19 protein-coding genes and 2 pseudogenes are annotated in these 20,307 nt (G+C 60.0%); 13 read left to right on the top strand and 8 right to left on the bottom strand.

Annotated features, from left to right (window positions below):
* From livH to ACIQY3_RS04535, 4 genes and pseudogenes are all read left to right on the top strand, one after another.
* A pseudogene (gene livH, locus ACIQY3_RS04550) lies at positions 1-875 on the top strand (high-affinity branched-chain amino acid ABC transporter permease LivH); the annotation flags it as partial.
* Entirely contained in the window at positions 872-2,128 is a 1,257-nt protein-coding gene (locus ACIQY3_RS04545; protein WP_054046927.1) for a high-affinity branched-chain amino acid ABC transporter permease LivM, read from the top strand. The pseudogene livH and the gene ACIQY3_RS04545, both read left to right, overlap by 4 nt.
* The gene (gene livG / locus ACIQY3_RS04540) at positions 2,125-2,892 is read left to right on the top strand and encodes a high-affinity branched-chain amino acid ABC transporter ATP-binding protein LivG (protein ID WP_123405990.1); all 768 of its coding nucleotides are present in this window, start codon (positions 2,125-2,127) and stop codon (positions 2,890-2,892) included. Before ACIQY3_RS04545 ends, livG begins: the two co-directional genes overlap by 4 nt.
* Positions 2,893-3,594 (top strand): ABC transporter ATP-binding protein, encoded by a 702-nt coding sequence (locus tag ACIQY3_RS04535; protein WP_054046931.1) that lies wholly within the window; start codon positions 2,893-2,895, stop codon positions 3,592-3,594.
* Between the two features lie 64 nt (positions 3,595-3,658).
* Here ACIQY3_RS04535 and acpP read toward each other — a convergent pair whose 3' ends face one another.
* Positions 3,659-3,898 carry an acyl carrier protein gene (acpP, locus tag ACIQY3_RS04530; protein WP_403017735.1) on the bottom strand — a complete coding sequence of 80 codons (240 nt, stop codon included), beginning with the start codon at positions 3,896-3,898 and terminating at the stop codon, positions 3,659-3,661.
* 612 nt (positions 3,899-4,510) lie between these two features.
* Between acpP and ACIQY3_RS04525 the strand changes: the two genes are divergently transcribed.
* Positions 4,511-4,762 carry a DUF6124 family protein gene (locus ACIQY3_RS04525; protein ID WP_403017734.1) on the top strand — a complete coding sequence of 84 codons (252 nt, stop codon included), beginning with the start codon at positions 4,511-4,513 and terminating at the stop codon, positions 4,760-4,762.
* A 109-nt stretch (positions 4,763-4,871) separates the two neighbouring features.
* Here ACIQY3_RS04525 and ACIQY3_RS04520 read toward each other — a convergent pair whose 3' ends face one another.
* Positions 4,872-5,792: a LysR family transcriptional regulator gene (locus ACIQY3_RS04520; protein WP_403017732.1), complete on the bottom strand. Its 921-nt coding sequence runs from the start codon at positions 5,790-5,792 to the stop codon at positions 4,872-4,874.
* Positions 5,793-5,897: 105 nt separating this feature from the next.
* On the opposite strand from ACIQY3_RS04520, the gene ACIQY3_RS04515 reads away from it, so the two are divergent.
* The 3 genes from ACIQY3_RS04515 to ACIQY3_RS04505 all read left to right on the top strand — a co-directional run bounded on the left by ACIQY3_RS04515 (position 5,898) and on the right by ACIQY3_RS04505 (position 8,962).
* Entirely contained in the window at positions 5,898-6,497 is a 600-nt protein-coding gene (locus tag ACIQY3_RS04515) for a short chain dehydrogenase (RefSeq protein ID WP_054615940.1), read from the top strand.
* A 103-nt stretch (positions 6,498-6,600) separates the two neighbouring features.
* Complete coding sequence (locus tag ACIQY3_RS04510) at positions 6,601-7,254, top strand: COG3650 family protein (RefSeq protein WP_403017729.1); 654 nt, start codon at positions 6,601-6,603, stop codon at positions 7,252-7,254.
* Between the two features lie 94 nt (positions 7,255-7,348).
* Complete coding sequence (locus tag ACIQY3_RS04505; RefSeq protein ID WP_403017727.1) at positions 7,349-8,962, top strand: NAD(P)/FAD-dependent oxidoreductase; 1,614 nt, start codon at positions 7,349-7,351, stop codon at positions 8,960-8,962.
* Positions 8,963-9,097: 135 nt separating this feature from the next.
* On the opposite strand, the gene ACIQY3_RS04500 is transcribed toward ACIQY3_RS04505, so the two are convergent.
* Positions 9,098-10,192 carry a PLP-dependent cysteine synthase family protein gene (locus tag ACIQY3_RS04500; RefSeq protein ID WP_403017725.1) on the bottom strand — a complete coding sequence of 365 codons (1,095 nt, stop codon included), beginning with the start codon at positions 10,190-10,192 and terminating at the stop codon, positions 9,098-9,100.
* A 258-nt stretch (positions 10,193-10,450) separates the two neighbouring features.
* On the opposite strand from ACIQY3_RS04500, the gene nhaA reads away from it, so the two are divergent.
* The 4 genes and pseudogenes from nhaA to ACIQY3_RS04480 all read left to right on the top strand — a co-directional run bounded on the left by nhaA (position 10,451) and on the right by ACIQY3_RS04480 (position 13,500).
* Positions 10,451-11,638: a Na+/H+ antiporter NhaA gene (nhaA, locus tag ACIQY3_RS04495; RefSeq protein WP_403017723.1), complete on the top strand. Its 1,188-nt coding sequence runs from the start codon at positions 10,451-10,453 to the stop codon at positions 11,636-11,638.
* Positions 11,639-11,759: 121 nt separating this feature from the next.
* Positions 11,760-12,978: pseudogene (locus ACIQY3_RS04490) on the top strand (colicin E3/pyocin S6 family cytotoxin).
* Positions 12,979-12,985: 7 nt separating this feature from the next.
* Entirely contained in the window at positions 12,986-13,240 is a 255-nt protein-coding gene (locus ACIQY3_RS04485; RefSeq protein WP_403017721.1) for a colicin E3-like toxin immunity protein, read from the top strand.
* The gene (locus ACIQY3_RS04480; protein ID WP_403017719.1) at positions 13,237-13,500 is read left to right on the top strand and encodes a pyocin S6 family toxin immunity protein; all 264 of its coding nucleotides are present in this window, start codon (positions 13,237-13,239) and stop codon (positions 13,498-13,500) included. Before ACIQY3_RS04485 ends, ACIQY3_RS04480 begins: the two co-directional genes overlap by 4 nt.
* Positions 13,501-13,571: 71 nt before the next feature.
* Here the strand turns inward: ACIQY3_RS04480 and ACIQY3_RS04475 are convergent, their stop codons facing one another.
* On the bottom strand, positions 13,572-14,036 hold the full coding sequence (locus ACIQY3_RS04475; RefSeq protein ID WP_054046952.1) for a glycine zipper 2TM domain-containing protein: 465 nt from the start codon (positions 14,034-14,036) through the stop codon (positions 13,572-13,574).
* Positions 14,037-14,203: 167 nt separating this feature from the next.
* On the opposite strand from ACIQY3_RS04475, the gene ACIQY3_RS04470 reads away from it, so the two are divergent.
* Positions 14,204-14,440 (top strand): hypothetical protein, encoded by a 237-nt coding sequence (locus ACIQY3_RS04470; RefSeq protein ID WP_403017716.1) that lies wholly within the window; start codon positions 14,204-14,206, stop codon positions 14,438-14,440.
* Positions 14,441-14,445: 5 nt separating this feature from the next.
* On the opposite strand, the gene pdxH is transcribed toward ACIQY3_RS04470, so the two are convergent.
* From pdxH to ACIQY3_RS04450, 4 genes are all read right to left on the bottom strand, one after another.
* The gene (gene pdxH, locus ACIQY3_RS04465; RefSeq protein WP_403017714.1) at positions 14,446-15,093 is read right to left on the bottom strand and encodes a pyridoxamine 5'-phosphate oxidase; all 648 of its coding nucleotides are present in this window, start codon (positions 15,091-15,093) and stop codon (positions 14,446-14,448) included.
* A 23-nt stretch (positions 15,094-15,116) separates the two neighbouring features.
* Entirely contained in the window at positions 15,117-16,253 is a 1,137-nt protein-coding gene (locus ACIQY3_RS04460) for an OmpA family protein (RefSeq protein WP_403017712.1), read from the bottom strand.
* Between the two features lie 113 nt (positions 16,254-16,366).
* Complete coding sequence (locus ACIQY3_RS04455) at positions 16,367-17,512, bottom strand: serine hydrolase domain-containing protein (RefSeq protein WP_403017710.1); 1,146 nt, start codon at positions 17,510-17,512, stop codon at positions 16,367-16,369.
* Positions 17,513-17,738: 226 nt separating this feature from the next.
* Positions 17,739-20,234: a beta-galactosidase gene (locus ACIQY3_RS04450; protein ID WP_403017707.1), complete on the bottom strand. Its 2,496-nt coding sequence runs from the start codon at positions 20,232-20,234 to the stop codon at positions 17,739-17,741.
* Positions 20,235-20,307 lie beyond the last annotated feature (73 nt).

The raw sequence follows: 20,307 nt of genomic DNA, 5'->3' as shown, positions 1-20,307 counted from the left end.
TTGGCCGCACGTCTGCCTTGATCGCCATCGGCTAGACGATGGTTGTCGGGATCATTGGAATGATCAACTTCGCCCACGGCGAGGTGTACATGATCGGTTCCTACGTGGCGTTCATCGCCATCGCGGGCCTGGCCATGATGGGACTCGACAGTGTCCCGCTCTTGATGACCGCCGGTTTTATCGCGAGCATCGTCGTCTGCAGTGCCTACGGCTACAGCATCGAACGGATTGCCTATCGCCCCTTGCGCGGCAGCAACCGTCTGATCCCGCTGATTTCCGCCATCGGCATGTCGATTTTCCTGCAGAACACCGTTCTGCTGGCGCAAGACTCCAAGGACAAATCCATCCCCAACCTGATCCCCGGTAATCTCTCCTTCGGGCCAGGTGGCGCACATGAAGTGCTGATTTCCTACATGCAAATCGTCGTGTTCGTGGTGACCCTGATCGCCATGCTCGGCCTGACGCTGTTCATCTCCCGCTCTCGCCTGGGTCGCGCCTGCCGCGCCTGTGCCGAAGACATCAAGATGGCCAACCTGTTGGGGATCAATACCAACAACATCATTGCCCTGACCTTCGTCATCGGTGCTGCGCTGGCGGCCATCGCGGCCGTGCTGCTGAGCATGCAATACGGCGTGATCAACCCGAACGCCGGTTTCCTCGTCGGCCTCAAGGCCTTCACCGCCGCAGTACTGGGCGGTATCGGCAGCATCCCCGGCGCCATGCTCGGCGGGTTGGTGCTTGGGGTGGCGGAAGCCTTTGGTGCCGACATTTTCGGCGACCAATACAAGGACGTCGTGGCTTTCGGCTTGTTGGTTCTGGTGCTGTTGTTCCGGCCGACCGGCATTCTGGGCCGTCCGGAGGTTGAGAAGGTATGACTAAGAATCTTAAGCAAGCGCTTTTCAGCGCGCTCCTGGTCTGGGCGGTTGCATACCCGGTACTCGGTCTGAAACTGACCATCGTCGGCATCAACCTGGAAGTTCACGGCACCAGCAACATGACCCTGGCGATCATTGCGATCTGCTCGGTCCTCATGTTCCTGCGTGTCATGTTCAACGATCCGATCAGCAAGGCCTGGAAATCCTCGCCGAACATGCCGTTGATTCCGGCCAAGGCGAGCAATTTCCTGACCCTGCCGACCACCCAGCGCTGGATCATCATCGCGTTGATCATCGGCGCATTGGTGTGGCCGTTCTTCGGCTCACGCGGCGCAGTGGACATCGCCACCCTGATCCTGATCTACGTGATGCTGGGCCTTGGCCTGAACATCGTGGTCGGCCTGGCGGGTCTGCTCGACCTGGGTTACGTCGGTTTCTATGCCGTCGGCGCCTACAGCTATGCGCTGTTGTCGCACTATCTGGGCTGGAGTTTCTGGGTCTGCCTGCCGATTGCCGGTCTGATGTCTGCCACCTTCGGCTTCCTGCTCGGCTTCCCGGTCCTGCGTTTGCGCGGCGATTACCTGGCGATCGTGACCCTGGGCTTCGGTGAAATCATCCGTCTGTTCCTGCGTAACCTGACCGACATCACCGGCGGCCCGAACGGCATCAGCAACATCGAAAAACCGACGTTCTTCGGCCTGACCTTCGAGCGTAAAGCCGCTGAAGGCATGCAGACGTTCCACGAGTACTTCGGCCTGGAATACAACTCGATCAACAAGGTGATTTTCCTTTACCTGGTTGCCCTGTTGCTGGCCCTCGGTGCGTTGTTCGTCATCAACCGCTTGCTGCGCATGCCGATCGGCCGCGCGTGGGAAGCACTGCGTGAAGACGAAATTGCCTGCCGTGCGCTGGGTCTCAATCCGACCGTGATCAAGCTGTCGGCCTTCACCCTGGGCGCGAGCTTCGCCGGTTTTGCCGGTAGCTTCTTCGCCGCCCGTCAAGGCCTGGTGACACCGGAGTCCTTCACCTTCATCGAGTCGGCGATCATTCTCGCCATCGTGGTATTGGGTGGCATGGGCTCGCAGCTGGGTGTGATCCTCGCGGCCGTGGTGATGATCCTGTTGCCGGAAATGATGCGGGAGTTCAGTGAATACCGCATGTTGATGTTCGGCGCCTTGATGGTGCTGATGATGATCTGGCGTCCTCAGGGTCTGCTGCCCATGCAACGTCCTCACATGGAGCTGCGCAAATGAGCCGCGAGATCCTTAAAGTCGAAAATCTGAGCATGCGCTTCGGCGGCTTGCTGGCGGTCAACGGCGTGGCCCTGACCGTGCATGAAAAACAGGTCGTGGCGCTGATCGGCCCTAACGGCGCCGGCAAGACCACCGTGTTCAACTGCCTGACCGGTTTCTACAAGCCGAGCGGCGGCAGCATCTTGCTCGACGGCCAGGCCATCGAAGGTTTGCCGGGCCACGAAATCGCCCGCAAAGGCGTGGTGCGCACCTTCCAGAACGTGCGGCTGTTCAAGGACATGACCGCGGTCGAGAACCTCTTGATCGCCCAGCACCGTCACTTGAACACCAACTTCCTGGCCGGTCTGTTCAAGACCCCGGCGTTCCGCAAGAGCGAGCGCGAGGCCATGGAGTTCGCCGAGTACTGGCTGGACAAGGTCAACCTCAAGGAATTTGCCAACCGGACCGCCGGCACCCTGGCCTACGGCCAGCAACGTCGCCTGGAAATCGCCCGCTGCATGATGACCCGCCCGCGGATCCTCATGCTCGACGAACCGGCCGCCGGCCTGAACCCGAAGGAAACCGAAGACCTCAAGGCGCTGATCGGCATGCTCCGCGAAGAGCACAATGTCACCGTGCTGCTGATCGAACACGACATGAAACTGGTCATGAGCATTTCCGACCACATCGTCGTGATCAACCAGGGCACGCCCCTGGCCAACGGCACGCCGGAACAGATCCGCGACAATCCTGAAGTGATCAAAGCCTACCTGGGGGAAGCGTAAATGCTGCAATTCGAAAACGTTTCCACCTTCTACGGCAAGATCCAGGCCCTGCACAGCGTCAACGTGGAAATCCGCCAGGGCGAAATCGTCACCCTGATCGGTGCCAACGGCGCGGGTAAATCTACTCTGCTGATGACGCTGTGCGGTTCGCCGCAAGCCCACAGCGGCAGCATCAAGTACATGGGCGAAGAGCTCGTGGGGCAGTCCTCGGCGCAGATCATGCGCAAGAGCATCGCCGTGGTGCCGGAAGGTCGTCGGGTGTTTGCCCGTCTGACCGTGGAAGAAAACCTCGCCATGGGCGGCTTCTTCACCGATAAGGGCGACTATCAGGAACAAATGGACAAGGTTCTCGGACTTTTCCCACGCCTGAAAGAGCGTTTTGCCCAACGCGGCGGCACCATGTCTGGCGGCGAACAGCAAATGCTCGCCATCGGCCGTGCGCTGATGAGCAAGCCCAAGTTATTGCTGCTCGACGAGCCTTCACTGGGTCTGGCACCGATCATCATCCAGCAGATTTTCGACATCATCGAACAACTGCGCAAGGACGGTGTGACAGTGTTCCTGGTGGAGCAGAACGCCAACCAGGCGCTGAAAATTGCTGACCGCGCGTACGTTCTGGAGAACGGCCGGGTGGTGATGCAAGGCACTGGTGAAGCGCTGCTGACTGACCCGAAAGTGCGCGAGGCGTATCTGGGTGGTTGAGGATTTGCGGTGAACAAAAAAACGGCCTTCGGGCCGTTTTTTTGTGCACCGAAAACTGCATGGATTAATGTGAAACACGCTGTTTCAGAAAGTCTATTCCCTCTTGTACAGTTCTGATCATTTCAGTTTCTCCGTCGAAGATTTCTATATCAAACGAGTCCTCGAGATCCATGACTAGTTCAACGCCATCCAGGGAGTTAGCGCCCAGGTCTTCAAAAAAATTGGCTTCGTTCGTTACAGCTGCCTCGGGCACGCCCAGTTGTTTAGCAACCATTTGTTTAAACCGTTCTTCAATGTCGTCCATTTTCTCGCTCCCGGATCGCAGTTATCCATCTCCGAATTTATTCAATGAGCGGGTGGTTTTCTACTGTCAGAAATAACAGGTCCCGATAACTAATCACGATCAGCCGTGGCTGTTTATGCCGAACACTTCCATCGAAATTGTTCGCCATCTCTTGTGGGAGTGGCCTTGCTCGCGAATGCAATGTCACATTCAAAAGAGATGTTGATTGACCCACCGCATTCGCGAGCAAGCCCGCTCCCACAGGGGGATTTTTGGTGTTTAAGAGGGTGTGTTTAATCAGTGTCAGTCGTTACTTCCTGCAAGCTACAACGTCTTGCGCCGTTGCCTACAGCTAGGCCAGAATCCGCCGGCTTGTGCGCCTGGGGACCGACCTCTATCGTTTGCCTGCCACTGCCCATCAGTGGTCGGGTTTAGTCGCTCGGTTGTTTTTCACAGAAACGCATAAGTGCCAAAAAAGTCAGGTATCCCCTCCCTGCACTCAATGGCGGCTGTGTGCAGGGCGCTTTCGGGCGCGCCGAGTTTCTGTGCTCATCGGTCGACTAACCTGCACACCGCTGCCACCCCTACGTTTAGTCGCGGACCGGGCGCAGCTCATATCGCGAGCACATACTTATGTTCAAAAACACTCCCAATCCCCCGCACACCCCAAGCACGATGTTCGTCGTACCCCCCGGTCTCAAAACCGAAACCCTACTGGCCCACGCCTGCGAATCACTCGCCTCGGCCAGCGTCATGGCCAGCAACTTCGCCGCATTCCTCGAAGGCTCGAACCGCCACATGCTGCTCGGCATCCAGCAAAGCATCATGCTCGGTGAACTGGTGCTGAACCAGGCACTGGACCAAATCGACCCGCAAGATTCCTGACCACCAGGACCCCCTGTGGGAGCGGGCTTGCTCGCGAAAGCGGTGGGCCAGTCAGCATCAATGTTGAATGTCAGACCGCTTTCGCGAGCAAGCCCGCTCCCACAGGTATTTATGGGGTTTGCTGGAGTCGATCAAGCGCCTCACCACTGCGCTTGAACCACCCAATCAGATAATCCGCCAGCACTTGGGTGCGTTTCGGCAAACCACCCTGATACGGGTGCACCAGGTACATCGGCATGCGACGGGTCTGATAATCCCGCAGGAGCCAGCGCAAACGGCCGTCAGCCAATTCCGCTTGCAGCAGGTACGACGGCAATCGCGCAATGCCGGCGCCGGCCAGTGCCGCTTTCTTCAGCAGGCTGTAGTGGTTACTGGCGAACGGTCCCGAGACGCGGACCCGCAGCAACTCGTGTTGTTGGTGATAGAGCCATTCTTCGCGACCGCTGTAGTGGCTGTTGAGCAGACAGCGGTGTTCGGCGAGTGCTTGCGGGGTCGGCGGTTCGCCGTATTGCTCAAGGTACGCCGGGCTGGCACAGGTCATTTCGTGCCAGGCCAGCAGTGGTCGGGCCACCAGGCGTTCGTCGTTGCCCACCTCGGAGCGAACCGCCAGGTCAAAACCGTCGCGGGACAAATCCCGGAAGTTGTTGCTCAGGTCCAGTTCGATCTGCACTTCGGGGTACTTGCTGGAGAACTCCAGCAACAGGCCATCAAAGAAGGTTTCCCCCAGGGATACCGGAACTGTCATACGCACGGGACCGGCCATATCGTCCTTCAATCGCGCCAATGCCTGACGCGCTCGTTCCACTTGGACTACAAGCGCCTGGGCTTGCGGCAACAGTGCCGCCCCCGCTGCTGTGAGACTCAATCGGCGAGTGGTGCGTTGCAGCAGGACCACGGAAAACCGCGACTCCAGAAGACTGATGCGCTTTGAGAGTTGGCCCTTGCTGCAACCCAATTGCTGGGCCGCCAGGGTGAAACTCCCGGCTTCGATCAACACCGCGAACGCCGCCAGGTCATCCATTTCGCTCATGGATTGTTTCCATTTGAAAACCAAAGGTTGCCTATTAGTGCGCTTATCCACGAAAAAAACCACTCTAGACTTAAGCCTCGTTCAACCATTTCGAGGAACAGCACGATGAAGATTCTTTTGATAGGCGCAGGCGGCACCATCGGTTCGGCGGTGGACAAAGAATTGTCCCAGCGTCACGAAGTCATTCGCATTGGCCGCAACAGCGGTGATTTGCATGTGGATATCAGCGACAGCGCCTCGATCCGCGCCCTGTTCGAAAAAACCGGCAAGTTCGATGCACTGGTCTGCGCCGCCGGCAACGTGACCTTCGCCCCGCTGGACGAAATGACCGCCGACAGCTTCGCCCTGGGCCTGAAAGACAAGTTGATGGGCCAGGTCAATTTGCTGCTGATCGGCCGCGAATTCGCTAACGATGGCGCGTCGTTCACCTTCACCACCGGCGTGCTTAGCCACGACCCGATTCGCAGCGGTGCTTCGGCAGCCTTGGTGAATGGCGCGCTGGACAGCTTCGTCCGCGCCGCCGCCATCGAACTGCCTCGCGGCCTGCGGGTGAACTCGATCAGCCCGACTGTGTTGCTGGAAGCCATGGGCAGCTACGCGCCGTACTTCCGGGGCTATAAGCCAGTTCCTGCGGCAGATGTCGCGTTGGCCTACGCCAAAAGTGTCGAAGGCCTGCAGACCGGTCAGACATTCCACGTCGGTTAAGACCAACACCTCCTACGGGGGCGACGAACCGTAAGAAAATTCGCGGGGTTGTGATGAACGGTCAGGCTGCGTAACGTGGCGGCACTTGTCTGGAGAACCAAAGATGCGTGTTGCCCGTTCCCTTGTCCTCGTTGCCCTGCTTCCATTGTTCGCCGCGTGCCAGTTGTTCGATGGCCCGCGGCAGAGCGCTTCCCATGTAGGCCAGACCCGCATGCAGGGTCAATTGACCGCGGCGGACGGCAAGCTGATGTTCCAGCCGTGCAATGAATCGCGCAGCCTGGTGGTCAACGACGCCGGCGGCACCAGCGTCCTGCAAGAGGCCGCAAGCCTGGCGGATGATCAGGGTAAGTTGTTCGCCGACGTGCGTGGCCGGATCGATGGCAGCCGCCTCGACCTGGAGCAGTTGTACCGCGTCGAGCGCTCGGGCACGGCGTGCGACGATCCCAATTTCAAACTGTTGATCCTGCGGGCCGCCGGCCATGGGCCGGAGTGGAACGTCAAGGTCAGCGGCAAAGGCATGGCCATCGACCGTGTCGGCGAACCACCGCTGGCGGTGCCCTACGTTGAAGAGCAACTGGGCGATGGCCGTTTCAATCTCAGCAGCGAAGCCAACGGCAAGCACATTGAATTGTGGGTCGCGCCGAATCGTTGCGTCGACAGCAGCACCGGCAGCATCCAGCACATGAGCGCCGAACTGCGGATCGACGGCCAGGTACAGCGCGGCTGCGGGTATTTCGGCGGCTCGCGTAACGACTGATCGTTTTTGCCTCACGGGACCGGCGTTTGGGGCTTATAATCGCCGCCTTCAAACGCCTTGGCGCAGTTGTGCGCCCCGCGAACCGGATCCTGTCATGTTACGAATCACCGAACTCAAGTTGCCGATCGACCATCCCGAAGAAGACCTGCGCCCTGCCATCGTACAGCGCCTGGGCATCGCCAGTGATGACCTGCTCGATTTCACCTTGTTCAAGCGCAGCTACGATGCGCGCAAAAAGTCCTCCGAACTGTGCTTCATCTACACCATCGACCTCACCGCCAAGGATGAGGCCGCGCTGCTGAACAAGTTCGCCGATGACCGTAACGTCAACGTGGCGCCGGATGTCAGCTACAAAGTGGTCGGCCAGGCGCCGGCCGATCTGCAGCAACGGCCGATCGTGGTCGGTTTCGGCCCGTGCGGGATTTTCGCCGGGCTGCTGCTGGCGCAAATGGGCTTCAAGCCGATCATCCTCGAGCGCGGCACCGAAGTGCGCCAGCGCACCAAGGACACCTGGGGCCTTTGGCGCAAAAGCGTGCTCAACCCGGAATCCAATGTGCAGTTCGGCGAAGGTGGCGCGGGAACGTTCTCCGACGGCAAGCTCTACAGCCAGATCAAGGACCCGAAATTCATCGGACGCAAAGTCCTGCATGAGTTCGTGAAGGCCGGCGCACCGGAAGAAATCCTCTACGTCAGCAAACCGCACATCGGTACGTTCCGCCTGACCGGCGTCGTGGAAAACATGCGTGAGCAGATTCGCGCACTGGGCGGCGAAGTGCGCTTCCAGCAGCGGGTCACCGACGTGTTGATCGAGGACGGCCAACTGGTCGGCGTCGAGCTCAATGGCGGCGAGCAAATTCATTCGAAACACGTGATTCTGGCCCTCGGCCACAGCGCCCGGGACACCTTCCGCATGCTCCACGGCCGTGGCGTGTTCATGGAAGCCAAGCCGTTCTCGGTGGGTTTCCGTATCGAGCACCCACAGTCGCTGATCGACCGCGCGCGCCTGGGTAAATACGCCGGCCACCCGAAACTCGGGGCGGCCGACTACAAACTGGTGCACCACGCCAAGAACGGTCGCTCGGTCTACAGCTTCTGCATGTGCCCCGGCGGCACCGTGGTGGCGGCGACGTCCGAGCCAGGCCGCGTGGTCACCAACGGCATGAGCCAGTACTCGCGTAACGAGCGCAACGCCAACTCCGGGATCGTCGTCGGCATCACCCCGGAAGTCGATTATCCGGGCGGTCCGTTGGCCGGCATCGAATTGCAGGAACGCCTGGAATCCCACGCCTTTGTGCTCGGCGGCAGCAACTATGAAGCGCCAGCGCAACTGGTTGGCGACTTTATCGCTGGCAAGCCGTCCACCGAACTGGGCAGCGTCGAACCGTCCTACAAACCGGGGGTTGCCCTGGGTGATCTGGCCCTGGCCCTGCCGGCGTTCGCCATCGAAGCGATTCGTGAAGCGTTGCCGGCGTTCGAGAAGCAGATTCGTGGTTACTCGCTGCATGACGCCGTGTTGACCGGGATCGAGACGCGCACCTCGTCGCCGTTGCGGATTACCCGGAACGAGTCGATGCAGAGTTTGAACGTGAAAGGCTTGTTCCCGGCCGGTGAAGGCGCGGGTTATGCAGGCGGGATTCTGTCGGCGGGGGTTGATGGCATTCGGATTGCCGAAGCCGTGGCTCGCGACATCCTCGGACTGGAAGCCTGATCGGCAATCACTGAACCACTGCAAAACCCTGTGGGAGCGGGCTTGCTCGCGAAAGCGGTCTTTCATTCAACGGAAATGTTGTCTGATCCACCGCATTCGCGAGCAAGCCCGCTCCCACATTGGTTTTTCGGTGAATTAGATATTGGCGCGCAGCACAGTCGCCGGCAGCGGTTCGCCGCGCTCGACACTCGCCGCCACGGCGTTAATCAAACCACTCAATTCATAGCCCTGGCCCTTGAGCCAAGCCTGGTCGTAATAGGTGGTGGCGTAACGTTCGCCGCCGTCGCACAGGATCGCCACGATCGACCCCGACTCCCCCGCCGCGACCATTTGCTGGGCCGCGATCAAGGCGCCGATCAGGTTGGTGCCGCTCGACCCGCCCACGCGCCGACCCAAGCGCTGCGCCAGGTAATGCATGGCCGCCAGTGACAAGGCGTCCGGCACTTTGACCATCGCATCGATTACCTTGGGCAGGAACGACGCTTCCACCCGTGGCCGGCCAATGCCCTCGATCCGCGAACCGCAGTCCAGGCGCAACGTGGCGTCGCCGGTCTGGTAGTAGTCGAAGAACACCGAACGCTCGGCATCAGCGCACAGCACGCGGGTGCAATGCTGGCGATAGCGCACGTAACGGCCGAGGGTCGCGGTGGTGCCGCCGGTGCCGGGGCTGGAAATCAGCCAGCTCGGTTCCGGGTGCTGCTCGAAACGCATCTGCTGGAAGATCGACTCGGCGATGTTGTTGTTCGCGCGCCAGTCGGTGGCACGTTCGGCGTAGGTGAACTGGTCGATGAAGTGGCCGTCGTGTTCCCGGGCCAGGCGCTCGGACTCGGCGTAGATCTGGGTCGGATCGTCCACCAGGTGGCTCTTGCCGCCATAGAAAGCGATCTGCGCGATCTTCTCTTTGGAGGTGGTCGCCGGCATCACCGCAATAAACGGCAAGCCCAGCAAACGGGCGAAATACGCCTCGGAAATCGCCGTCGAACCGCTGGACGCCTCGATCACTGGCGCACCGGGCTTGAGCCAGCCGTTACACAGCGCATAGAGGAACAGCGAACGGGCCAGTCGATGCTTCAGGCTGCCGGTGGGGTGGCTGGACTCGTCCTTGAAATACAACTCGATGCCCGGCAAACCCGGCAGCGGCAAGGGAATCAGGTGGGTGTCGGCGCTGCGCTGGAAGTCGGCTTCGATGATCCGGATGGCTTCGCGGGCCCACTGTCGGTTGTCGCTCATGGTGGTGGTCTCGTTGAATCAGGCAAGAGTCGGCCTTGTTTCAAGGCTCAGCCCACAAGCTTAGGAAAATTCCTGCATCACGCACAGATACAGCTGAGGTCCAATACGTCCGGCAACTGCTAGGCTCAGTGCTCGTTGGGTCTTGCTGGCGTTCGCGCCGCAACGGCATATAACAAAAAAGAATATAACTTTTGTTTTAACAACTAACGGTACAGGTTAGGGTGTGCCACCTTTTGAATTCATCGATGGAGAGCGACCTTGCCTCTGCGTAGCACGTTCACGCGTTTCTTTCAGTTGGAAGCTGCCAGCGGTCTGTTACTGATCGCCGCTGCCGCCCTGGCTTTAATCATCAACAACTCTTCGCTGTCGTGGCTGTATAACGGCTTGCTGGACACCCCCGTGGTGGCTCAAATCGGCGCGTTGAAAATCGCCAAGCCCTTGCTGTTGTGGATCAACGACGGACTGATGGCGCTGTTCTTCCTGCTGATTGGCCTGGAAGTGAAGCGCGAAGTCCTCGACGGCCAGTTGTCTAAGCCTTCGCAAATCGTCCTGCCCGGCGCTGCGGCGATTGGCGGCATGGTGGTGCCGGCGTTGATCTACTGGTTCCTCAACCGTGACAACCCGGCGGCGCTGGGTGGCTGGGCGATCCCGATGGCCACCGACATTGCCTTCGCCCTCGGTGTGCTGGCCCTGCTCGGCAAGCGCGTGCCGGTGTCGCTGAAGTTGTTCCTGATGACCCTGGCGATCATCGACGACCTCGGTGCCATCATCGTTATCGCGATTTTCTATTCCGGTGCATTGTCGACCTTGTCCCTGGCCTTGGCCGGCGCCTGCATCGTCGCGCTAATCGCGATGAACCGGCTCGGCGTGGTCAAGCTCGGGCCGTACCTGATCATCGGCCTGATCCTTTGGGTGTGCGTGCTCAAGAGCGGTGTCCACGCGACACTGGCCGGCGTGACCCTGGCGTTCTGCATTCCACTGCGCACCAAGAACGCCGAACCTTCGCCGCTGATGACCCTGGAACACGCCCTGCATCCGTGGGTGGCCTACGGCATCCTGCCGCTGTTCGCCTTCGCCAACGCCGGCCTGTCCCTGAGCGGCGTGACACTGGAAAGCTTTACCCACCACGTGCCGATGGGCATCGCCGTCGGCCTGCTGCTGGGCAAGACATTGGGCGTATTCGGCCTGACCTGGCTGGCCGTGAAGATCGGCATCGCTGCCCTGCCCCAAGGCGCCAACTGGGGCCAGGTGCTGGGTGTGTCGATCCTCTGCGGCATTGGTTTCACCATGAGCCTGTTTGTCGGTTCCCTGGCGTTCGTGCCGGGCGCCAGTGACTACGCAGGGATGGACCGGATGGGGATTTTGACCGGTTCGATTCTGGCGGCGTTGATTGGTTATGCGGTGACAGCGGCGGCGAGTCGCAAGAGCGCCGCGCTGCAATCCTGAGTAACAGAGAACACTCCTAGGAACATCAGAGACTCGTCCTACAGCCACGCCAAGTCACATTCGATAACGTCGTGCAGCCTCCTTTTGGGGGCTGTCGACGGACGAATTTCAAGGACGATCAGTGGCTGGCAACAAGGACATTCCCCGGGTTAAAAACCCGCCGTCAGGTGACGGTCATCGCGTCACCCATCGCTTCATGACCGCCGCCGAACTGGCCGAGCGGGACGCCCGACAGCAAGCCTACGACGACATGCTCGCCAGGCAAGCGGCCTTCGAGCGCAATCTTCCCCTCGCCTCATCAAACGACGAAACCGTGCGCGCGGGTTGCGTCTTCGCCAAATCCTGCAAACTGCAGGACGCCATCATCGATTACTCGAACCCTTCGGGGATGGTGCCCACCGACAGCCTCAAGGACTACGGCGAAGTCGCCTGGCTCGGCGCTCGCGAGGCAGACAATGCAGGGCTGCTGAATCTGCAAACGATCAGCGCCAATACCCTCCCGCTGGGTATCGGACGCATCGCTTTACGCGCCCCGGCCATTCCTGCCGTGCCAGCCATTGGCGCGGCAGGCGCCGCTGTATTGGCCGGTTTGGTCGCGTTGTTCTGGACGCCGAGCCTGGGTGATAGCGCGCTCTACACCGAAGACCAACTGCGCGCCCTGAAACAGGCTCGCACCCGTGTGCGCCTCAGAGTTGAACAACAAGCGGACGGCAGTCTCAAGGGTTACGGCTTCTACACCGGCAAAAACCGCGATTGGGAAATGGTCGATGTCGCGCAGTTCGAGTTACGCGGCAGTCAGCAGGTGGCGGACCTCGGGGATGGCGTTGAACTGATCTGGACCCCGGCGGTGGATGGGTCTGACATCCTCGGTATTCCTGCTTTGGAAGCTGCACCGCGGGCGCCATATCTGGGTTTATCCGCCGACGGAAGCGGCGGATAGCATCATCGTGAATCCGGTTTATCCGCCTGAGTACAAGGATTTCATTCTTGTGTTTCCGGTGGGGTCGGGGGTAAAGCCGGTTTACGTAGTTGTTAACGTATCTGGAAGAAAACTTCCGAACCCTGATCACGACTATCACTCACCACCTGAAACAGAAGAGATCACAGGCTTTTCAGGGTTGAAGGAGGTTAAAAAGAAGACACCCAAACAAGGGGGCGGTGGGCTGCGGTCCCGTTGGATGGATGCAAAAGGACGGACGATTTACGAATGGGATTCCCTGCATGGTGAACTAGAGGCATACCTCGCTAGCGATGGCAGTCATCTAGGCTCATTCGATCACACGACGGGCGAGCAAATAGACCCACCCAAAAAGAAACGAAGCATTAAAAAGTATTTGTGAGGATTGTATGGGCTTGAAAGTCAGTTTGGATTGGTACGATAAAAAAACAGAAATAGCGGAAGGGAAAGAATATTCCGCAGATTTAGCCGACGACGGCTCAATAATTGACGCGTTAGGCTTGATGGATGAACGTTATATTTATGACGGTGGTTTCGATGTGAAAGCAGACTGGGTTCCGAAACTTCAGCCCTTGTTTACTCACAGAATTGAACCCGCCACCTTCGATTACCAAATATCGTTTCGGTATAGGAAGGAGTGGTGAGCATCTTTATCGCACTCTCTGGATTCTTCCCCGAACACGATACAGACAATTCACTACAGTACGAAAAAGATGTACCGCAAGCCTTGGAAGGAGCGGTGCTTAAGGCCATGGGCTGGTCGACCTTGTGGGATATACCTGAAGGTGAGCACGAGTTATCCCACATTCAAGCTGTTGCGATTGTGAAAACTGTTGGTGGCTCCTTTAGACACGATTTAGTTTATTACTTGGGGCTTTGCCAAAGCCTAACGAATAAATCCTAAACGGAAACATCAGACACAAAAAACCCCAACCAGTCACCTGATCGGGGTTTTGTTTTGCCACTCGCTTGCGCTTAGTGCGAAACGCGGCTGGTCCCGCCAACAGTGGAAATCCGTACCCGCTCGCCTACACGGAACACTTCATTTTCCTGAACCTGCTGCACATAGGCGCGCATGCTGCCGTCGTCTTCACGCACGGTGATTTCTACGCCTTGGGTACGCGTCAGGCCTTCTTCAGTGGCCGAACCAATCAGGCCACCCGCAACGGCACCGATCACAGCGGCAACGATGCTGCCACGACCGCCACCGATGGCGCTGCCGCCAACACCACCCACTACGGCACCGGCAACGCCGCCGACAGGGGTCTTGGTGCCTTCGATTTTCACGGGCCGCAGGGATTCGATGGTACCCATGCGAATCGTCTGCACGCGACGCGCTTCGTCACGGGAGTAGGAGTCACCGGTCAGGCTGGATTGGCAGCCGGTGAGCAACATCGCCATCGTGGAAAAGGAAGCAACCAGCAAAACAGACTTACGCATAGCATCAACTCCAAAGGACAGGTATTCATTAAACTCCGCAGCTTGACGCCTGTCACGGCACCGCCCGGATAAAATTGGTTTCATTCAGGCCCGGTACAGGCGCCTCTGAACTCACAACACAGTAGCGTCAAATCACCAAAGCTGCGCCGTTGACCCAGGGAATTTTCATGGATTACTTCATCATTGTCGTCACGACTGTGGCCGGTTTGTACTTCCACGGGTGGCTGTACGTTCGGATCAAACGCTGGATGGACCGCGATCTGGCGTTAGCATTGGCCGGGAAGGACGAGCACAAAAAAGCTTTTATGCTCCAGCAATTGGCGAATGCTCAGACGCAGAAAATCAAGCGTCGAGACCTGCCGCAATGGCTTGAGGCCGCAGCGGCAGGCTATCCCGATCGGTAGACTGCTTAGGGTGCCAGACGTTCAAGAATCCAGTCGGCGCCCTGCAAGCGGTAGTTGAGGCGATCGTGCAGGCGGCTCGGACGGCCTTGCCAGAACTCGATGCGCTCAGGGAGCAAGCGGTAACCGCCCCAATGTTCCGGGCAGTGTGGCTGGGTGTCGCTGAAGCGCTGCTCGGTAATCTTGAGTAACTCTTCCAGTTCACCACGATCAGCAATCACTCGGCTCTGGGGCGAAGCCCAGGCGCCGAGGCGGCTGCCCAAAGGCCGGACCTGAAAGTAGGCGTCGGACTCTTCGGGCGAAACCTTGACCACCCGCCCTTCGATGCGCACCTGGCGCTCCAGGGTCGGCCAGAAGAACGTCATGGCGGCAAACGGGTTCACCGCCAGATGCTGGCCCTTGGCGCTGTCGTAATTGGTGAAGAAGGTGAAGCCCTGAGCATCCAGGCCCTTGAGCAGCAGAATGCGGCAATGGGGCCGACCGTCCAGATCGACGGTGGCCAGGGTCATTGCATTGGCCTCGACCGGCACCTGTTCGGTTTTCACCGCATCGGCAAACCACTGATGGAACAGCGCGAACGGCTCGGCCGGGGCTTGCGCCTCGGTCAGGCCGTCACGGGTGTAGTCGCGACGCATATCAGCCAGGGCCTTGGTCATGGCACATTCCTTCTGGTTAACGATCAGTTCTTCGCAGCATCCGCGGCAACGGCTTTCTTAGGATCGACAGCGGCTTTGGCCGGAGCAGCCTTTTTCGCCGGGGTCGCGGCTTTGGCGGGTGCTTTCTTGGCCGGTGCCTTGGCAGCGGCTTTCTTGGCTGGCGCCTTTTTCGCGGTAGGCACGGCAGCTTTCTTGGCGGCCGGTGCAGGCGCTACGGGTGCCACCACTGGCTTGGCGGCCTGGGCAGCGACCATGGTCACCGGCGCCGGGGCTGGCATGTTGTACTTGCTGAGCAGCGCCACCATGGTGTTTTGCGGGGTCACCAGCAATTCCACGCGACGGTTCAGGGCACGGCCTTCGTTGCTGTCGTTGGCAGCACGCGGGGCTTCGCCGCCCATGCCACGCAGCATCAGGCGATCACGCTGCAAACCGCTGAGACGGAAGATCGCGGCCACGGCCTGGGCACGTTCCTGGCTCAGTTTGACGTTGGCCGGAACGGCGCCCGAGGTATCGCTGTGACCGAGGACGAGCACGGCAGTCTTCGGATCGAGTTCGAGGATTTTCGCAACGCGGCTGAACGGGCCCAGGGTGACCGGCAGCAGCATGGCCGGGCGATCCGGGTTGAACGAGCTGTCGACCGGCGCGGTGACAACCAGCACGTTTTCACGGCGCTCGAGTTGCAGGTTGCTGTCCTTGATCGCTTCACGCAGGCGCGGTTCGTAATCGTCGAGCCAGGCTTGGGTTACTTTCGGATCAGGCATCGGCACGGCTTTGGCGGTGCTCTGCTCCTTGCCACCGAACGGCCACCACCATTTACCGCCCGCATCGGCGTCAGCCTTGGCAACGTCTGCCGGCTTGGCTTCGGGTTTGGCTTCAGGTTTGACGTCGGCCTTGGCAACAGGCTTGTCGGCGCTGTCATCGGAACCGAACGGCCAGTACCAATGGCTGCTACTTTCAGCCTTGACCACTGGCGCGGTGATGGCTGCTTTCACAGGTGCTGGCGCCGCGGCTGGGGCTGGAGCAGGGTCTTTGGCGGCGACTTTGTCGGAAGAACCGAACTGCCACCAGTGGCTGCCGCCCTCGGCGTCATTTTGCGGAGTTTGCGCGCAACCGGTGATGGCGAAGCACAGTGCCAAAGCGAGAGTTTTATTGGATGACATTGGATATCCACAAAATGAAGTAATAAACACAGGCCCACATCGGGACCGCATAAACAGACGCTTTGAATCGAAAAAGGTTACGAGGTTCCTGCGTAGGAAATTTCAGCAAAGCTTTACAGACAAGTGGCAAGCACCCGTACGAGCTGCTGCGCGCGTGGATCCATCAAGACATACGGTCCCAACGTATTTGTCACAAAACCAAAAGCCACATCGTGCTCCGGGTCAGCAAAACCGATGGAACCGCCAGCGCCCGGATGGCCGAATGCCCGTGGGCCGAGGCCGTAAGTGGCATTAGGAACGTCCGGTTGATCGAGCATGCAACCCAGGCCGAAACGGGTCCGGGTCAGCAGAGTCTTGTCCTCACCGAGGCTGTGTTCGCGGGTCAGCTCGTCGAGCATTTCGCTTTCCAGCAAGCTGCCGTCCAGCAGACCGGCGTAGAAACCGGCCAGGCTTCGGGCATTGCCATGGCCATTGGCGGCGGGTTGTTGCATGCGCCGCCATTCCGGTTTGTTGGTGCTGGTCATGATCGACGGCGGGTTGGTGAACGCCCGGGTGGTCATGGCCGTTGGCTCGCGCATGGTCACTTGCAGCAGGCGCTGGGCTGCGGCATCGCCGACGTTGCCCTTGCCCCGGGCGATGTGCGCCACGCGGTGAAATTCTTCGTCAGCCAGGCCGACATGGAAATCCAGGCCCAACGGCTTGGCGACCCGGGCGACGATGGACTCCCCCGGCCCACGACCGTCGGCACGGCGCAGCAATTCGCCCACCAGCCAGCCGTAAGTGATCGCGGCATAGCCGTGGCCATCGCCCGGCGTCCACCACGGTGTTTCCGCGGCCAGCGCGTCGACCATGGTTTGCCAGTCATACAGCGCTTCGGGGGCCAGCAACTCGCGCAGAGCCGGCAGACCGGCCTGATGGCAGAGCAATTGGCGCAGGGTCACGGATTCTTTGCCGGCGGCGGCGAATTCAGGCCAGTAGCGGGCCACCGGGGCATCGAGTTGCAGTTTGCCTTCGGCCACCAGTTGCAGCGCGGTGACGGCGGTAAACGTCTTGGTGCAGGAGAACAGGTTGGCGATGGTGTCGCTGTGCCACGCTTCAAGACCGTCCTTGTCGGAAGTACCGGCCCAGAGGTCGAGGACGGTTTCACCGCCGACCTGGATGCACAACGCTGCGCCGCGTTCCTGGGGATCGTCGAACAGCGCGGCGAAGGCTTCGCGCACTGCTTCGAACTTAAGCTCGTAATGACCCTGAATCTGCAAACGCAACTCCCCCGGATAAACGCTCTACAAAGTGGTCCGCATTGTTCCAGCCCTGGAGGGTTTTGGGAACAGGGGCGGGCTGGGCGGTGTAGCCGCCCATAGGTTTGTTCTGAAACGATGGTGCCTGTGAGGCCGCCTTCGCGAGCAAGCCCGCTCCCACATGGGATCACCGTGAACCCTGTGGGAGCGGGCTTGCCCGCGAAGAACGATAACGCGGTCCTAAGCCTTAATGCCCATTCCCGGAATGCCCACCCGCATGCCCGGCGCCCTGCCCCGGGCCTTTGCCGGCGTCGGCTTTTCTGCCGCCTTCGGCCGCATGGCTGGCTTTATCCGCTTCGGCCTTGGCCTTCTCGGCCTCTTTGCCCAGTTGATCGACGGTCGCCAGGTTGCTTTTACGCACACTGTCGACGAAGCCCTGGAACGGCACATCGGTAATGCCCACCAGGCCGAAGTGGCCGTTCTCGCCGTCCAGCAGACGACCGGTCACCGGCTGATCGAGGTACTGGAACCAGTGCACGCCGACAATCGACGGCTCGCTCAGCGCCTGTTTCAGGAAGTTGGCGTAGGCCGGACCGCGGTCTTCTTCCTTGGCCAGTTGTGTCACACCGCCCCAGAACGGGCCGCGATCCGCCGAGCCGAAGTTGAACTCGGTGATCAGCACCGGTTTATCCAGACTGCGCAGTTTGGCGAAGTCGTAACCGTCCTGGGGTTGCAGGGTGTACATGTTGAAACTCAACACATCGCAGTACTGTGCGCAGGACTCGACCGCTTCCGGGGTGCTGATGGCGAACCGGCCGCCGAGCAACAACTGGTTCGGCGCGTGCCACTTGAGCGAGTCGGAAATGGTCTTGAAGTAGGTGTCCGCAAAGACCTTCTGGAAGTATTTGTAGTCGGCTTCGATTTCCGGGTGCTCGGCGCTTGGCAGCGGTGCCACGAAGCCCGGGTCTTCCATCAATTCCCACGCCGGCAGGTCGATGCCCCAGGCTTTCGACAGGCCCGCCTGGTTGCGGTATTTGTCACGCAGTTGCTTGAGGAATGCACGTTTGGCCGGTACATCGGTGGTCATTTTCAAGGTGCCGTAAGCCAGGGCGTAACGGGCTTTCGGGTCATCACCGGGACCGGCCCAGGCCAGTTCGTTGTCGGCGAAGTAGCCGATCAGCCATGGATCGTCACGGTGATCCCGGGCCGCAATGGCCACGGCACGCTCGGTGGCCATGGCGAAACGCGGGTCGAACGGGTCGGGCATGCCGCCCCACCAGTCAGTACCGGTGCTGATGCTGGCGTAATCGCCGACGATCGACAGCGGCAAGGTGTACGGCACGCGATCCGCGTTGCCCAGCGCCGGTTCACTCCAGTTGCCGACGGTGTTGAAACCCCAGGCTTGCAGGCGATCCAGGGTGTGATGGGTCCAGCGTTGCTCATCAACCAGCGCTTTGCAGGGCTCGACCGCTTTGGCAACGGTGGCTTCGGCGGCGTTGGTCTTGGCCGCTTCGGCGATACCGGATTCGGCCGTCGAAGGCGCGACGGGTTGCTCAGCGGCTTTTTCCGCCGTCTGCGCCACCGCATCAGCCTTGGACGCTTCGGCCACACCGGCCTTGGTTTCGCTGGTCACCGCACAGGGCTGACCGTAAAGGCGTTGCAGGTTGGCCGCATAAAAGTCGAACCAGCGCCCGGTGTTGTAGGCCCGGCCCTGATCGGCGCCGTTGCCGCCACGGTTATCGCCTTCGCCATAGTGGCTGGCCAGTGGTTCATCGGGTTTTGGCAGGGATTCGAACATCCACTCGCGACCGGCGATGTAGGTTTGATCGACGTCCGGGGCAACGGTGTTCACGCCGAGGGAATAGAACGGATGGCCTTCTGGTGTCACCAGATACCAGCGACCGTCACGCTTCTCGGTGCGGAAAAAACCGCTGGCCTTGAACGACGGGCCTTTGTTCCAGCCACCAAACTTGTCCAGGGACGACTTTTCGCGTTCGGCCAGCCAGGTCTTCAGTTGTTGCTGTTCTTTCACGGCAGCGGATTTCAGTTGCTCGTCGCTGCTGACCTTTTCTGGCCATTTGGCCCGGGTCGATTGGCCGTAAGCGTCTACCAGAGCGCCATATACGGCTTTGCTCACGTCCTCACCGTCCTGCACACCGAAGCGCTCCAGCAGGATGCTCTGGGCGACTTTCGGCTGGTCCATCGACAAACTCACCGACACCACTTGGCTGCGATCCAGTTCACCGCTGCTGCTGGCAAGCAACACGCGCTGACCGTCGACCGTCATAGGCATTGGCGGGCCGGCCTTCATGCCCTGGCTCAGCGGCGAACTGGCCACCAGCGGCACCAGCAGGGTTTGCGCCGGGCCGGCCGGCAGATCGACGCGGCTGACCAGGGTCTTGCCGTCGTTGCTCTGGATGGTCACATAGAGGGTCAAGGCCCAGTTCATCGCGCTCTGGACCCGCAGGCTCATGGCACCTGACTGCGACCAGTCCCAGGCGCCGGTCTGCGGGGTCAGGCGCAAGGTAGGCTTGGCCACCGGGTTAAAAGTCACCCGGCGCAGCACTTCGCCTTCGGCCGTTTGCTCGGCGTTGGATTGCGGCAGGCTGGCGTCCTGGGTCGCCACCTGGACCACGTCGGCGGGGCGAACAAAGTTGAACAGCGTCTGCTGGCCGGCGGGCGCGGCGAGCAAGGGCGTTGCGAACAACAGGGCAAATACAGCAGGCAACGAACGACGAATCATGAGAACGAAATTCTCCCTAACGACCAACAATGGCCAATGGAAAAGCGATGACAGAGAGATAGACAACGCGGTG

This window comes from Pseudomonas sp. NPDC096950 (assembly GCF_044762525.1).
In the GTDB taxonomy this organism is placed as follows: Bacteria; Pseudomonadota; Gammaproteobacteria; order Pseudomonadales; family Pseudomonadaceae; genus Aquipseudomonas.
The sequence above is the reverse complement of the archived record's forward strand: the minus strand, read 5'-3'. Positions and strand labels throughout refer to the sequence as shown.